Here is a 16,443-nt window from a genome sequence, read left to right on the forward strand (position 1 = left end):
GACCTCTCCATTTTTGAAGCAGGAGAATTCAAGGAGGCATTGGTGAAGTTGATGGCCAACGAAGGGTTGGTCTCCTTGGATCTCAGCAACGTCGACCGGGTGGATACCGCCGCAATTCAGCTGATGTTGTCGGCTCGCAAGCAGGCACGCATGCTGGTGATGGGCATCCCCCAGGATTTGCAGGATAAACTCAAACAACTCGGGTTCACAGGTGAGTTGAGTGAATAGGGTGTTCTGTCGGTAGCGGCATCGTCATCCGACGATCGACCAGTACCAAGATACGCAAACCATGAGGACCGTGAGCACCCAAGAAGGAGACTCTCGGAGGTCGTATGCTGAGGAGAATCCCTCAGTCTCTGAGCTGCTCGCCCATCACCGAGCGTGGAATACGTTTGCCGACGGGGCCGTCCGTATGATTCCGGCACTCAAGGCGCAAATGACCGCGGTGACAGCCGAAACTGAGCGTGCTGCGGTCGAACTGCTGGTGCAGTTGCAAGCGCTCGCATCCGGTGCCGAAACCATGACATCCGCAACACGGGCCGAGGTGATCGCCAAGGTCGTCGTCGCGATGCAGTTTCAGGACATTACTCGGCAAAAATTGGAACATGTGGGGCAGGCGTTGGATCAATTCAAGCGGCATCTCCAGATTCTGCAAAAAGGCCCGCTGACGGAGGAGACCGCTCAAGAGCTGGCCGGACTGGAACGCATCGAGGAAAACTACACCATGGAGGCAGAGCGCCGTCTACATCAGGCTGCGCTCCAACCTCAATATCAAGAGCCGGTACCGCTGGAGGCGTCCGACAATGACGAGGATTCGGTGACGCTGTTTTGAACGAACGTAGTTTCAGGTGTGAGGTTTCATGTGTGACGGTCTTGAGTACATGAAACGGTAGACCTGAACTCTGACACTTGAAAGCCGTGGAGGAGCATATGAGTAAGACCGCACTGATCGTGGATGATTCGCCGACGATGCGCCAGATGGTTGCCTTCACACTGACCAATGCCGGTTTTACCGTCGTGGAAGCCGAGCATGGGAAAGACGCGGTGAACAAGGTTGCGGCGGCGGGCAAGATGGATATCGTGGTGACCGATCTCAATATGCCGGAGATGGACGGGATTACCCTCATCAAGGAATTGCGAAAATTGAGCGCGTTCAAGTTTACGCCGATTTTGATGCTCACGACTGAATCGGCGCTTGAAAAGAAGCAGGCCGGGAAGGAAGCCGGCGCAACGGGATGGCTTGTGAAGCCGTTCAATCCCGATACACTTCTGAAGACCATTGCGAAGGTGTTGCCGGCATGAATCGTTCCACGTATCTCGTGAAGCGTCTGAATCAGGAACGAGATACGCTTCACGCTTCACGCTTCACGAACAACGAGGCTTAGGATGAGCGACGAATTCGCACAATTTCAGGAGGCCTTTTTCGAAGAAGCCGCCGAGCACTTGGCGATCGTCGAGGAAGGTCTCCTGGCGCTGGAACAGCATCCAAAGGATTTGGAGTTGCTCGCCAAGATCTTCCGTTCGGCCCATTCGATCAAGGGGGCAAGCGGGATGTTCGGCTTCAATGCCGTGACCCAGTTTACCCACAAGATGGAGACCTTGCTTGATTTGCTGAGAAACGGGGAGAAAGCGGTATCCCCGTCGATCGCTGATCTGCTGCTCAAGTCCACCGATTGCTTGAAGACCTTAATTGAAGCAGTGAAGTCCGGGGTGGCGGTGGACGACGAGGTCGTTCAGCGCCTAGCGGCGGAGCTGGCGTCTGCATCGGGTGCACAGGCGCCTGTTGTGCCACAGAAGCAGTCTATAGCGGCTCCCACGCAGTCCGAGCATCAAGAGCGTAGCTATCTCATCAAGTGGACGCCGCCGGAATGGTTGTTTAAACGTGGCCTGGATCCCTTGCAGGTCATCAAGGAGTTGAACGGCTTGGGAGAGCTGAGTTCGGTGACGCTCGACATGTCCCGAGTGCCGGACCTTGCGGAGATCGATCCGGAAAAGTGCTATCTCTCCTGGGAGCTACAACTCCTTACCGGCAAGGATCTGAAGACCATTGAGGCGGCCTTCGAGTTTGTCCGCGAGGACAGTACACTCGTCATAGAAGAACGTGAAGCGTTAAGCGCGAAGCGTGAAACGTCTGAATCCGGACACGACACGCGCTTCACGAACGACGATCAACGCGCCGAGGACGGCGCGCCGAAGCCGCTCGGCGCGATCTTGGTGGAGAGCGGGGTGGTGTCACCGGCGGTACTTGAACAGGCGTTGTCCCAGCAGAAGAGAGTCGGCGAGATTCTGGTCGAGCAGAAGGTGGTGACACCGCAGCAGGTCGAGCAGGCACTGCAGAAGCAGAAACAGCAGGAATCAGCGGCTCAAACCAAGAAAACGGATACGGCCTCCATTCGCGTCGATACGGCCAAGATCGATAAGCTGATCAATCTCGTGGGAGAGCTGGTCATCACCCAGTCCATGTTGAGCGATTTAGGAGCGCGCTTTGAGATCAAGCAGTTGCCGGTGTTGCTCGAGCGCGTTGCGCAATTGGAGCGCAATACCCGAGAAATTCAAGAACGGGTCATGGGCATCCGCATGCTTCCGATCGGGACCGCATTCAGCCGCTTTCCGAGATTGGTCCGCGATCTGTCGACGAAGGCAGGAAAGAAGATTCAGTTGGTGCTCTCCGGGGAAGAAACCGAGTTGGATAAGACGGTCATCGAATCCATCGGCGATCCGCTGACACATCTCGTCAGGAATTCAGCTGATCATGGACTGGAGCCACCGGAAGAACGGCTGGACAACAACAAATCGGAAGTGGGAACGATCAGGCTGAACGCCTTCCACGAGGGCGGAAATATTTGTATCACGGTTGAGGACGACGGTCGAGGTTTGAATCGAGAGAAGATCCTTGCCAAGGCCGTAAAGCAGGGGTTGATCGGGGAAAACGACAAGCTTTCCGACGACCAAATTTGGGCGCTGATCTTCCGGCCAGGGTTTTCAACAGCCGAGAAAGTCACCGATGTCTCTGGTCGCGGCGTCGGCATGGATGTCGTGAAGCGGAATATTGAAGCTCTGGGGGGGACGGTCAGTATCAAGACCGTCACAGGAAAGGGGACGACATTCATTCTGAAGTTGCCGCTCACCCTGGCCATCATTGAGGGGATGACAGTTCGAGTCGGCAAGGAAACCTACATCGTCCCATTGCTCTCGATTCTGGAATCGATCCAACCCAAAGAAGGCACCATCAAGACTGTGGTGGGGAAGGGCGAACTGATCAACGTCCGAGGGACCTATTTGCCGATGATCCGGATGTACGACGTGTTTGTCCTGGAGCCTGAATATACCAACCCCATGAAAGCCATCTTATTGATTCTGGAAACCGAAGGGGAGCGCGTGGCGGTGATGGTGGACGAAATTCTCGGGCAGCAGCAGGTCGTGATCAAGAGCATGGAGCAAAACTTCAGGAAGGTCGAAGGAATCGCAGGGGCCACCATCTTAGGGGACGGGACCGTCGGGTTTATTCTCGACGTGCGAGGGCTGCTGGAGATCGCGCGGCATGGCACGCCGATTGCCGCCTAGGCGGCAAGTTTCGAGTTCAAAGTTTCAAGTTTTGGGTTATCCGATAACGTGAAACCTGAAACTTGAAACTCCGCACGAGCTGCAACGGGAGAGGAAGAGACGCACAATATGGGCAACGCGTTTGATACGGTTGAGGCGGCTATTCGGGACATTAAACAAGGCAAGTTCATCATTTTGCTCGATGATGAAGACCGGGAGAATGAGGGCGATCTCGTCATTGCCGCGCAATTCACTACCGCGAAGGCCGTCAACTTCATGGCCCAACATGCGCGTGGCTTGATCTGCCTCGCGCTGACGCCGGAACGGGTTGAAGAGCTCCATCTTCCGCCGCAGGCCGCAGAAAATACCGCCACCTTCGGGACGGCCTTCACGGTGTCGATCGATGCCAAGCACGGGATCACGACGGGCATTTCATCCGCTGACAGGGCCAAGACGATTCAGGTGGCCATCAATCCCAAAAGTGTACCGGCTGATCTCGCCCGCCCAGGCCACATTTTCCCGCTCAGGGCACAGCACGGCGGAGTCTTGAAGCGGGCCGGGCAGACAGAGGGATCCGTCGATCTTGCACGGTTGGCCGGCCTGTCTCCGGCGGGCGTGATCTGCGAAATTATGAATGAGGACGGCACCATGGCCCGAGTGCCGGCGTTGTCGCGGTTTGCCGTTCGGCACAAGCTCAAGATGATCACGATCAAATCGCTCATTGAATACCGCATGAAGCGTGAGCCGTTCGTGACGCGAGCAGCCAGCACGCAGTTGCCCACCAAATTCGGAGCCTTCGAGGCGATCGCCTACCAGAATACGATCGACGGCAGCACGCATCTGGCGCTGGTGAAAGGTCCCATTGAGCCGAATCGACCCACGCTGGTCCGTGTGCACTCCGGCTGTCTGACGGCCGATGTACTGGGGTCGTTGCGTTGTGATTGCGGTGATCAGCTGCATCGGGCGATGGAATTGATCGAGCGGGAAGGTCGAGGGGTGTTGCTCTATCTCAATCAAGAGGGGCGGGGGATCGGCCTTCTGAACAAGATCAAGGCCTATGGGCTTCAAGATCGAGGCTCCGACACCGTGGAAGCCAATTTGAAGTTGGGGTTTCAAGCCGATCTGCGGGAGTACGGGGTCGGGGCGCAGATGCTCGCTGATTTAGGTCTCAGATCGATCAGGTTGATGACGAATAACCCGCGAAAGATCGTCGGTATCGAAGGATATGGCTTGAAAGTCGTGGAACGGGTGCCGTTGGAGATCCATCCGGGTCGGATGAATCTCAAGTACCTGCGCACCAAGAAAGAGAAGTTGGGGCATCTGCTCTTGGCAGTATGAAAGTGAGAAAGTCTGAAAGTTGATGGATGCCTCGAACCACTATCACACTTAATCACGTACCCACTTCAAAACTAAAGAGGCCGCATCATGGCCCTCATGATCAACAACAATTGCATCTCCTGTGACGCCTGTCTGGCGGCCTGTCCGAATCAGGCTATTTTTGAAAAACGTGCTGATGCCGAATCCGGTGGCTATCGCGTGAGTGACGGACAAGGGCTCGACGGGACCACCTATGTGATTTCGCACGACCGGTGCACGGAATGTGTCGGCCATTTTGCCGAGCCCCAATGTGCGTCCGCGTGCCCGATCGGGGACTGTTGCGTGCCGGATCCATTGGTTCCGGAAGCAACGGGCCTGTTGTTGGAGCGTGCGCGACGACTCCATCCTCAGAAGGAGATCCGGCATGACATGGTGTGGCCGGGGGTACGAGGGTAGCAAGAGCCGGGAAGTAAAGTTTTTTGTTTGAGAACCGATAGAGCCCTGTCGAGCCCGAGAGACGATTGAGGGCGAGGAATATCGTTCGAGGGGCGGCAAGCCCGATGAAGGAGGAGCTATGGCAGCAGCAGCGCTCGAAACCGCGACCAAGGAGCTGAATCAGCAGATCGGGCTGACCACGGATGGGAGCCAGTTTCTCACGTTTAACCTGGGGGAGGAGCTCTACGGCGTGGATATTCTCCGCGTCCAGGAGATCAAGGGCTATACCGCCGTCACGAAGATTCCCAACACGCCCTCTCACATTAAAGGCGTGTTGAATTTGCGCGGGACCATTGTGCCGATCATCGAACTGCGAACGAAATTCAGTATGCCGACCATCGATTACACGGCCTTTACCGTGATCATCGTCGTCGTCGTACGTGACAAGGTCATGGGGCTGGTGGTCGATGCGGTTTCGGACGTGTTGAATATCGACAAAAAGGATATTCAACCGCCGCCGCAGTTCGGAGCCAAAGTGGACGTGAGCTTCTTGAATGGGATCGGGAAATCGAACGACAAACTCGTGGCGCTCCTGGACATGGATCGCCTGTTGCTCGATGACGAGATGCAGGATGGCACGAAAGCAGCGAAAGCGGCGTAAACATGAGGAGAGAGGGGAGCGCGGTATGGACCCTGAGCTGACTCAGAACGAAGACGAGGCGTCTGTCGAGGCATCCGGTGATTCTGCGATGCGGCTTCGCATCCAGCATACTAATAAGGAGGGAGGACGACCCATGGACAATGTGAATGTTGAAGAGCTGGTTGCGAAACTAAAAGCGATCGATCAAACGCAGGCCGTCATCGAGTTCAATATGGACGGGACGGTCATCACCGCCAATGAGAATTTTCTGAAGACGCTGGGCTATACCCTCGACGAGATCAAGGGGCAGCACCATCGGATGTTCTGCGATCCCACCTATGTGAGTTCGCCGGATTATGCGGCGTTTTGGCAGAAGCTGAATCGGGGCGAGTATGATGCCGGAACCTATCAGCGGGTCGGCAAGGGAAGCAAGGAGGTTTGGATTCAGGCGGCCTACTATCCCCTCATGAACGGCAGCGGAAAGCCCTACAAGGTGGTCAAGTTCGCCTCCGACGTGACGGCCAAGCAAACAGAAATCATGCACATGCGGGATGAGCTCGAGGTCCGTGAGAACATCATGAACACGACCAGCATCGTGTCGGAAGCCAACCTCAAGGGCGACATCATGTCGGTCAACGAGAAGTTCCTCCAAGTGTCCAAATATCCGAAGAACGAATTGGTCGGTTTTGGGCATAATACGACACGACACCCCGACATGCCCAAGGAAGTATTCAAGCAGATGTGGGCCACCATCGGCCGGGGCCAGATCTTCCGTGGCGTCGTCAAGAATCGGGCGAAAGACGGCACGCCCTACTACGTGGATGCGGTGATCGCGCCGTTTGTCGACAAGAAGACCGGGAAACCACGCAAGTATCTGGGGGTGCGGTACGACATCACCGAACAGGAGATTCAGCGTCAGAATATGCAGGGCATTATGGATGCCATCAATAAGTCCTATGCCTCGATCGAGTTCAAACTCGACGGTACAATTATGACCGCGAATGAGAATTTCTTGAAAACAGTGGGATACAGCCTCGATGAGGTCAAGGGGCAGCACCACCGGATGTTCTGCGACAGTGCCTGGACAAATTCACCCGAATATTCTGCATTTTGGCAGAAGTTGAATCGAGGCGAATTTGATGCCGGGGTCTATCGGCGCATCGGCAAGGGCGGAAAAGAGGTGTGGATCCAAGCGTCCTACAACCCGATTAAGGATGAGATGGGCAGAGCATTCAAAGTGGTGAAGTTTGCCATCGATATCACCGCACAGAAACATGCGCAGGCTCAGTTGGAAGCCTGTATGGCTGAAGCGCAACATTCGCTCGGGGCCTTGGCACAGGGCGACTTGACGCTGTCGATGAGCGGAGCCTACGAGGGTGAGCTCGAGAAGATCAAGGCGAGCGTCAATGCCGCATTGACTAACTTGACCAATACTATGTCGACCGTGCGTGACGCGGTGGAAGCGGTCACAGCCGGCGCCGAGCAGATTACCAAGGGCAATGAAGATCTGTCGCAGCGGACCAGCGAACAGGCCTCGGCGCTCGAAGAGACCAGCGCGTCGATGGAAGAAATGACCTCGACGGTGAAACAGAACGCCGACAATGCCAAGCAGGCCAACCAGTTGGCCATTGCGGCTCGTGATACGGCGGACAAGGGAGGCGCCGTCACGAAGAAGGCCGTCGACGCGATGGGCGAGATCAACAAGAGCAGCAAGAAGATCGCCGACATCATCACGGTGATCGACGAGATCGCGTTCCAAACCAACCTCTTGGCCTTGAACGCCGCCGTCGAAGCGGCCAGAGCCGGGGAACACGGACGTGGATTCGCCGTGGTCGCGGCGGAAGTCCGCAACCTGGCGCAACGATCGGCCACTGCGGCGAAAGAGATCAAGGGATTGATCAATGAATCGATCCAACGCGTGACCGACGGCAGCGACCTGGTGAACCAGTCCGGCAAGACGCTGGAGGAGATCGTCAGCTCCGTCAAGCGCGTCACGGATATCATCGCAGAAATCACCGCCGCGTCACAGGAACAGGCGAGTGGTATCGACCAGGTGAACAAAGCCATCATGTCGATGGATGAGACGACCCAGCAGAACGCGGCGTTGGTTGAGGAGACCACGTCCGCAGCTCAATCCATGAAGGACCAAGCCCAGGAGCTCATGCGGCAAGTGGAGGTCTTCAAGATTGCACAATCTGAAGGCCATCATGCCGCACGGGCTTCGGTGAGCCACGCAAGCCCCCGACCGGCTCCTAAGCCGATGACGAAACCGGCAGTCGGCAAGGTCGCGGCGAAAAAGCCGGCAGTCGGCAAGCCGGCGGAGCACAAGCAACCGGCCGGCGTGGCGGCGGGCAACGGCAAAGATCGCCATAGCTCATCAGGGGATGACTTCGAAGAATTCTAGAAGCGGAGAAGTGTCTTGCGTGAAGCGTGAAGCGGCCACGTGAGTCGTTTCACGTTTCACGTTCAAGGTTTCAAGTTCTCGGACAGCCGGAAACATGAAACGTGAAACTCGAAACCTGAAACTTACCCCCCACCCACCTCCCCTGAAATTCGCATCGCGCAACTCGAATTGCGACCGACGCTTGAACCAGCTTCATCAATCGTAGTACCATCATGCCATATCGGTATGACGTGAGGAATCCATGAAGGTGCTGTCGCTGAAGGTGTCTGATACCCTGGATCATCGGCTGGCTCATGCGGCGTCTTCTCGCAAGAGCACCAAGTCCGAGGTGATTCGCGAGGCCCTGGCGGCCTTTCTCGAAAACGCCGTACAGAGGCAGAGCGTGTCGGCGTTGACGTTGGCCAAGGATCTCGCAGGAAGTATCACCGGACCGGCTGACTTGTCGGTTAATCCCGCTCATCTGAAACAATTCGGACGCTCGCCCCGGCGCAAGCGGACGGGCGCTCGGTGACGACGCCGGCTATTCTGTTGGATACCGGCCCGCTGGTTGCCTTTCTCAATCGCCGTGACCGGCACCATCAGTGGGCAGTGGCCCAATGGGCTGCTCTGAAACCTCCCTTCTTGACTTGCGAGGCAGTGCTGGCCGAATCTTGTTTCCTGCTTCGGCGGTCGGCGGGTGGAAGTCAGGCTGTCATGCAATTACTTATTCGTGGGATTGTCACGGTCCCGTTTCATCTGGAAGAAGAGATGCCGGCAGTTGCGAAGTTGCTCTTTCGATATGCATCCGTCCCCATGTCGCTGGCCGATGCCTGCCTTGTGTCTATGGCCGAACGATATCCATCGGGTATCGTCATGACGTTCGACCACGACTTCCGGGTTTACCGCAAGCACGGGCGGCAAGCGATTCCTACTCGGATGCCCGCCGACTTGTAGCTGAACGGTCAAACGTTAAAGAATTTCGTGAAGCGTGAAGTGTTCCTGCCGTTGGTTTCACGTTTGAGGTTTCAGGTTTCAAGTTATCGGATAACATGAAACGTGAAACTCGAAACCTGAAGTTTCTTACATTCCCCCTGAGCCTCTCACTCATCATCTCAGCCGACAGAGCCGGGGCGCTGTGAGGCGCACTGCCTGCTCTCCGTTGTTGTTCTAAGGCTATTCGTGTTGCCAATAGGCCCTATGGACAACGGGCTCCAAAGAGCGTAGATCCTACCGCCATCGTATCGACCGCAACGGAGGCTGAGTGGGTAAGGCTGTACGTCTAGGCCTGTGTCAAACTCATCAATCACCCGGTCTCCTGTCCCTGGACAGAGTTTCTCTATTAATTCCCTCGGCGATGGGCTTGTCGCAACGGGAAGACCATGCCGCTCGAGGCGTGTGAGTTGTCATGAGTAAGATGGTTTGGGGAGTCTCTTAAGTGGCTGATCACACCACACAAAGCGGGCCTATCAAGTCTCGCGCGCAAGACCAGTGCGAACCGGAAGAGGGCTCGCGCGAAGACGGGCGATCCGCTATGAACCGGCTCGAACAACGGCCATATGCCGAATCTCAATCAGTCATGCTCGAGGCCGGGACCGCCGTGGAATTGGCCATGGAGGGGATTTCCAAGCTTGACGAGACCGGGCACTATGTCTTTGTAAACCAGCAATATGCAGCGTTATTGGGCTATCGTCCGGACGAATTAGTCGGTCAATCCTGGGAGATCACGGTCCATCCGGATGACCGACCATCCGTTCTGACGGCATTCGCCAGGATGCTCGAGATCGGGAAAGCAGAGGCGGAACTTCGCGGGGTCAAAAGAGACGGAAGCGTCTTTTATAAACATGTGGTGCTGGTCAAGCAAGATGGAGCAGGGAAGAGAATTCCCGGCCATTTCTGTTTCGTATGGGATGTGACGGAGTCCAAGCGAATTGAAGCGCTTCACGATGCAGAAAAGCAGGCATTGGAGCTGGTGGCGAAGGGGGAATCCCTTGAGAGCGTACTCGAGTTTGTTTGCCGGGCCGTCGAGAGTCTTGCGTCTCCCATGCGCTGCTCCGTCATGCTGGTTGATGACAACGGGTTGCATTTGGTATTGGCGACAGCACCTAACCTCCCAGGTGACTATAATCAGGCGATCAAGAGGATTCCCATCGGACCGGCGATCGGGTCTTGCGGCAGTGCGGCCTACTATCGAAAACCTGCCATTGCGGCGGACATTGCGAGTGATCCCTTGTGGAAGGACTACGCCTCAGTGGCGCTGACCCATGGCCTGAAAGCCTGTTGGTCGCTGCCGATCTTGAGTGCTGCCGACGGGCTGCTTGGAACACTCGCCGTCTACCATGACAAGCCGCGAGCGCCGCAGCCGACCGATCTGAAGATCCTTGAGCGAGTCAGCCGGATAGCGGCTATTGCCATCGAACATGCTCACATGATGGAGGCAGTGAGGGAAGGCCAGGAGCGGTTTCAGGCCGCTGTTCAGGGAGCCAACGAGGGGATCTGGGATTGGAATCTCGTAACCAACGATGCCTATTTCTCGCCTCGGTGGAAAGCGATGCTTGGCTATGAAGACCATGAAATTTCTCATGCCTATCAAGAATGGGAATCTCGTTTGCACCGAGAAGATCGCGAGAGAGTGTTGTCCCACCTGTCCGACTACCTTGAGGGGAGAGCTGCACGCTATGAGGTCGAGTTCCGCCTGCGCAAGAAAGACGGAGTCTATTGCTGGATCAATGCCTGCGGGATCCTGATCCGTGACGCCGCCAACCGGCCCGTTCGTATGGCCGGATCTCATACGGATATTACCGAACGCAAACGAGAAGAAGCCCTTCAGGTTGCGGAGAAGCAGACGTTGGAGTTGGTTGCCAAGGGGACGCATCTCAACGAAGTGCTGACGTTCATGTGCCACGCAATTGAAGCGGTGACGGAGCCCATGCTCTGCTCGGTGATGCAGGTTTCTAAGGACCAGACTGCACTCCTATTCAGTGCAGGCCCCAGTTTGCCGGAGGAGTATACCTGCCTGCTTACGAACATTCCGATCGGTCCGGCTGCCGGCTCCTGTGGCACTGCCGCCTATCACGGAACTCCTATCATCGCGGAAGACATCACGGTTCATCCGCTCTGGGCGAGCTGTGCGCATGTTGCCCTCCGACATGGCTTGCGGGCCTGCTGGTCGCAGCCGATAAAAGGTTCGACCGGTAGGGTGCTCGGCACGTTGGCTGCCTATTATCGGGAGCCTCGGGTTGCACGACAGGCCGACCTCAGGCTGGTGGAGCGGGTGAGCTCTATTGCGGCACTCGCCATCGAGCATGCCTCCATGCTGGAGGCAATCAAGGAAAGCGAGGCGCGGTTCGATGCGTTTATGCGCCATAGTCCGGCGGTCACGTTCATCAAGGATAATGCTGGTCATTATGTGTATGTGAACCCGCAGTTCGAAACCTTGGCGAGCCTATCGAGGCAAGAGGCCGAAAGAAAGACCGTGTTTGACTTCCTGCCGGCGGAGATTGCAACCAGGCTCTCCCAGAACGATAAGACGGTCCTTGCATCGGGTCAGATGCTTGAGAGTGAAGAGTCTCTGCCGGATCCAGACGGCACTGTCAGGGATTGGCTCACGATCAAGTTTCCTCTCGATGTTGGGCAACGGCCGTTACTCGGAGGGATTGCGGTCGACATCACTGAGCGGAAGAGGCTCGAACGAGCGAATCAGGACCAAGCCCATCGCCTTCGTCTGGCGATGGACATTGCCAAACTGGCGACCTGGGATTGGAATATCCTGACCAACCAGGTGATCTGGTCGGAGAACTGTGAGGAGGTAAAGGGTCTACCTCACGGTTCATTCGACGGGACGTTTGAAGCCTACCAGCGACTCGTACATCCGGAGGATCTGCCGAGGCTGGTTGCGGAGATCGAAGGCGCACTCAGCGGTCGGGAACCCTACCGCACGGAACACCGGGTTGTGCCGCCGACAGGGGAGGTGCAGTGGGTCGAAGGGAACGGGGTGGTGTATCGAGACGAGGGGGGCCGGCCCATTCGGATGGTGGGCACGGTGAGGAACATTACCGAGCAGAAGCGTATGGAACGGGCCCTGCGGCTGAGCGAGGAGCGGTACGCGAGGGCCACGGCGGTGGGAAGGGTCGGAGTCTGGGAATTGGATGTACAGGCAAGCACCTATTATGGCGACAGAAATCTCAAAGCGATGTTCGGCTATCAGCCGGACGAGCTCTCAGCCGATCCGTTTGTCTGGCTGAATCTGGTGCATCCGGATGACCAATCCATTGCGATGGCCCACTGGCAGCGAATCGTGAGCCGCGAAGCCGACGAGTACAACTATGAATTGCGCATGATCAGGAAAGACGGGACGGTCGTCTGGACCGAGATCCGAGGCCATGCCGTTCGCACTGCTGACGGTCAGCTGACGCATCTGATCGGTGCCACTCATGATATCACTGATCGCAAGCAAGGCGAGATGAGTCTCCTGCGTACTCAGTTCGCGATGGACCAGGCAGTGGATGCAGTCTATTGGATCGATCCGCAGGCGAGAATCCTCTACACCAACGAGGCGGCCAGTGTTATGTTGGGCTATACCAAAGAGGAATTCTTGCGCATGACGGTCCACGATCTGAATCCTGACTTTACGGCAGAGGTCTGGCCTGGGTGGTGGAAGGAGGTCAGAGAGAAGAAGGTCGTGTCATTAGAGACGAACCACCTGACGAGAGATGGCCGGGTGGTTCCGATCGATATCCGGGTGGTGTTCCTCGCCTATGGGGGGCAAGAGTTTCACTGTGCCTTTGTCCGCGATATCACTGCGCAAAAACAAGTCGATCAAGCGCTGCGCGAAAGTCAGGAGCGATTTGAATTGGCCGTCAGCGTCACGTATGACGGGATATGGGACTGGAATATTCTGACAGGGGAACAGTATTGGTCTGACCATCACCTTGAACTGTTCGGGTTGAGACCTGGTGACCTCACTCCCACCTACGATCTGTGGCTTTCGCTGGTCCATCCGGATGATGCCGAATTGGTCCGTCAGGCCACCTGTCGTCATCTTGAGACTCGTGCACCGTATGATCTCGAAGTGCGGGTAAGAATGAAAGACGGCTCCTATCGCTGGTTCCGTGACCGGGGCCAGGCGGTGTGGGATGCATCCGGCCGTCCGGTGCGCATGGTCGGTTCCATCGCTGATGTCACAACACGCAGACAGGCTGAAGAGGCCATCTGGAGAGCCAATGCGGAACTCGAACAGCGGGTCGTGGAGCGGACGAAGGAGTTGGCCACAGCCAATCGGGCGTTAGAGCTGGAGATCGTTGAACGGAAACGGGTAGAAGACCGACTGCAACGAACCCAGTATGCCGTGGATCATGCCGCCGACCAAATCTTCGTCATCGATTCGAAGGGATACTTTCTCGACGTGAATGAGTCAGCCTGCCGGCGACTGGGCTATACCAAGGAAGAGTTGCTCACGATGTCGGTGATGGACATCGATCCGGACTTTCCGCCTGAAGCCTGGGATGCCTGTTGGGCAGCCGTGACACGAGAGGGACAGCGTCGTATCGAGACGAGACATCGTAGTAAGTCCGGCGAGATCTATCCGGTTGAGGTAGTCGCGAATTATCTGTATCACGGGGGGCAGGAGCTTGATTGTGCCATTGTCCGCGATGTGACGGAGCGGAAGCGGATCGAGGACCGGCTGCAACGAACTCAGTATGCCGTCGATCACGCCGCCGACCAAATCTTCGTCATTGGATCGAACGGATACTTTCTCGATGTGAATGAATCAGCCTGCCGCCGATTGGGCTATGCGAAAGAGGAACTCTTGACGATGTCGGTGATGGATATCGACGCCGATTGTTCACAGGAGCTATGGATCAAGGTGTGGGCGGAGTTCATCGAGAAAAAAGGAATGCGGCTGGATCGGCAGCACCGGAGTAAGACGGGCGAGGTCTACCCGGTTGAGGTCTTGGCGAATTACATTGACCATCAGGGACAGGCGCTCTCCTACGCGATCGTGCGCGATGTGACTGAGCGTCGACAGGCGGAAGCGGCGATCCGCGAGAGCCAACTGCGATACAAGCTGGTGACGGAGGCGACATTCGATGCGATCGCACTGCACGACAACGGAGTGCTGCTGGAAGTCAATGCCGGGTTGGAGCAGATGTTCGGTTACGAATCAGGCGAACTGCTCGGACGCTCGATTCTCGAGCTCGTCGCCGATGAGTCTCGTGATCAGATTGTTCTGAATATGCAGAATGGTGTGGCCGGCCCCTACGAAGCGGTGGGACGACGCAAGGACGGGACCACGTTTCTGGGTGAACTTGTGGTCAGACCGTATCATTATTGCGGCAAGGAGGTGCGGTTGGTGGCCGGCCGCGACATTACCCTGCGGAAGCAGCTGGAACTGCAGCTGGCACGCCATGCCGAAGAGCTCGAGCGCCAGGTTGCGGAACGGACATCAGAGATCGCGAAGCTTGAGGCACAACGGGCACAGACGGAAAAGCTGGCTGCAGTGGGTCAGATGGCTGCTGCGGTCGCTCACGAGATCAACAATCCGATTGCCGGTATCAGGAACGCCTTTACGCTTGTGAAACAGGCTGTGGATCCTGCTCATCCTCACTATGAATTTGTCGGGATGATTGATCGGGAAATCACACGTGTCGCATCCATCGTGCAGAATATGTATCAGTTGTACCGGAAAGAGCCGAGCAAGGCGGAGCCGGTCAATCTGTCGCTGCTCCTACGGGACCTGGAGTCCTTGTTTGCCAAGAGGCTGTCTCAGCTCGGCCAGACATTGGTCGTGACCCAGGTGCCGCTGAGGTCGAGGCTCCTGGTTCCACAGAGCGACCTGCTGCAAGTGTTGATGAATTTGATTCAGAATGCTCTCGACTCGTCGCGCGAAGGGGGGACGATCACGTTGAACGTCCGTCAGGATGCGGACATTATACGGATCAGTGTGTCTGATGAAGGGAGCGGTATTCCACCGGACGTGTTGCCGCACATCTTTGATCCCTTCTTTACGACGAAGACTGAGAAGGGGCAGAAGGGGATGGGGTTGGGTCTCTCCGTGTCCCAGAGTCTCGTGATGGCGATGGGCGGAAGGATGGAAGTGCAGACTGAACAGGGCGCTGGATCGACCTTCTCGATCATCTTGCCGGAGCCTGCGGCGGGACGCCAGGCCTCCGGTCATCGGAACATCATTCAGGAGGTCCTGACACATGAAACATGAGTCCCCAAGAATTCTGCTTGCCGATGACGAAGATACGTTTCGACTGTCCACAGCCAAGCTCCTGGAGCAAGAGGGGTATCAATGCGACTGCGCACAGGACTCTGAGGAAGCGAGTCGGTTATTGACGAATCAACACGACGTGCTCCTCTCCGATATTCGGATGCCGGGTAATATGCAGTTCGAATTTCTCCACGATATCCGGATGCGGTTTCCCTCGCTCCCCATCGTGCTGGTAACCGGCTATCCCTCCGTGCAAACGGCCGTGGAAGCGCTCCGATTGTCGTTCACGGACTACTTGCTTAAGCCGGTCGACTGGGGGGAGTTACTTCGAGCCGTCAATCAGGCTGCGGGAAAGTCGCGTATTCTGCGGATGACGGATGTCGCGCGCGATGAGGCGGATCGAGTCGGGACTGCGCTGGACCATGTCCGGGAGATCCTCTCGAGGCCGGGGACGATGGCCAATGAGCGGGACCTGGCCTGGTCGATCGAGGCATTTCTCAGTCAAAGTGTCGGACAGATGGCCACGCTGGCGACCGGCCTTCGGACGGTCATCGCGAATCCGTTGACCAGACAGACCGATGTCGCCGCGGACGTCTGTCGTGTTCTGGACTGTCCGAGACGCGTGGCCTATCGGGAAGCGTTGGAAGGCACGATTGAGGTCCTGGAGAAGACCAAGTTTGCCTTTCGGTCCAAGGAGCTGGGTTTCTTACGGAGAAAGATCGAGGATTTGCTCAAGACGGATGGAATGGGCGGCGCTGAGTCGACGCCAAGGGAAGACGGGATCGGAGGATGAAGCGGACTCGGGGACTCCGGCACAGTGGTGCCTGCGTCCGGCTGCGCTTTCTGTTTTCAATTCCAGATCAGATCGCAGTTTGATACAGTCCAGATAAATTGGTCGAGCGAAAGGCTCGC

General features: G+C 56.6%; 12 protein-coding genes. All 12 read left to right on the plus strand.

The genetic code is table 11. The features are described from left to right. Positions 1–228, plus strand: a 228-nt coding sequence (locus ACMTNU_RS06585; RefSeq protein ID WP_413934436.1) for a lipid asymmetry maintenance protein MlaB, incomplete at its 5' end; no start/stop codon positions are given. 70 nt (positions 229–298) lie between these two features. Then, the gene (locus ACMTNU_RS06590; RefSeq protein ID WP_413934437.1) at positions 299–832 is read left to right on the plus strand and encodes a hypothetical protein; all 534 of its coding nucleotides are present in this window, start codon (positions 299–301) and stop codon (positions 830–832) included. 98 nt (positions 833–930) lie between these two features. Further along, positions 931–1,302 carry a response regulator gene (locus ACMTNU_RS06595; RefSeq protein ID WP_413934438.1) on the plus strand — a complete coding sequence of 124 codons (372 nt, stop codon included), beginning with the start codon at positions 931–933 and terminating at the stop codon, positions 1,300–1,302. A gap of 84 nt (positions 1,303–1,386) precedes the next feature. After that, positions 1,387–3,564, plus strand: a complete 2,178-nt coding sequence (locus tag ACMTNU_RS06600) for a chemotaxis protein CheA (protein WP_413934439.1) — start codon at positions 1,387–1,389, stop codon at positions 3,562–3,564. A 108-nt stretch (positions 3,565–3,672) separates the two neighbouring features. Beyond that, positions 3,673–4,881: a bifunctional 3,4-dihydroxy-2-butanone-4-phosphate synthase/GTP cyclohydrolase II gene (locus ACMTNU_RS06605; protein WP_413934440.1), complete on the plus strand. Its 1,209-nt coding sequence runs from the start codon at positions 3,673–3,675 to the stop codon at positions 4,879–4,881. A gap of 87 nt (positions 4,882–4,968) precedes the next feature. Then, positions 4,969–5,316, plus strand: coding sequence for a 4Fe-4S dicluster domain-containing protein (locus ACMTNU_RS06610; RefSeq protein ID WP_413934441.1), 348 nt, complete (start codon positions 4,969–4,971; stop codon positions 5,314–5,316). 154 nt (positions 5,317–5,470) lie between these two features. Further along, positions 5,471–5,956, plus strand: a complete 486-nt coding sequence (locus tag ACMTNU_RS06615) for a chemotaxis protein CheW (protein WP_413934633.1) — start codon at positions 5,471–5,473, stop codon at positions 5,954–5,956. After that, complete coding sequence (locus ACMTNU_RS06620) at positions 5,928–8,339, plus strand: methyl-accepting chemotaxis protein (RefSeq protein ID WP_413934442.1); 2,412 nt, start codon at positions 5,928–5,930, stop codon at positions 8,337–8,339. Before ACMTNU_RS06615 ends, ACMTNU_RS06620 begins: the two co-directional genes overlap by 29 nt. Positions 8,340–8,580: 241 nt before the next feature. Next, positions 8,581–8,850: a ribbon-helix-helix protein, CopG family gene (locus ACMTNU_RS06625; protein ID WP_413934443.1), complete on the plus strand. Its 270-nt coding sequence runs from the start codon at positions 8,581–8,583 to the stop codon at positions 8,848–8,850. After that, entirely contained in the window at positions 8,847–9,272 is a 426-nt protein-coding gene (locus ACMTNU_RS06630) for a type II toxin-antitoxin system VapC family toxin (protein WP_413934444.1), read from the plus strand. The genes ACMTNU_RS06625 and ACMTNU_RS06630 overlap by 4 nt, the downstream gene beginning before the upstream one ends. Before the next feature lie 481 nt (positions 9,273–9,753). Beyond that, entirely contained in the window at positions 9,754–15,531 is a 5,778-nt protein-coding gene (locus ACMTNU_RS06635) for a PAS domain S-box protein (protein ID WP_413934445.1), read from the plus strand. Next, the gene (locus ACMTNU_RS06640; protein WP_413934446.1) at positions 15,521–16,324 is read left to right on the plus strand and encodes a response regulator; all 804 of its coding nucleotides are present in this window, start codon (positions 15,521–15,523) and stop codon (positions 16,322–16,324) included. The genes ACMTNU_RS06635 and ACMTNU_RS06640 overlap by 11 nt, the downstream gene beginning before the upstream one ends. Positions 16,325–16,443 lie beyond the last annotated feature (119 nt).

The sequence above is a fragment of the Nitrospira sp. BLG_1 genome, assembly GCF_047338595.1.
Taxonomy (GTDB): Bacteria; Nitrospirota; Nitrospiria; order Nitrospirales; family Nitrospiraceae; genus Nitrospira_D.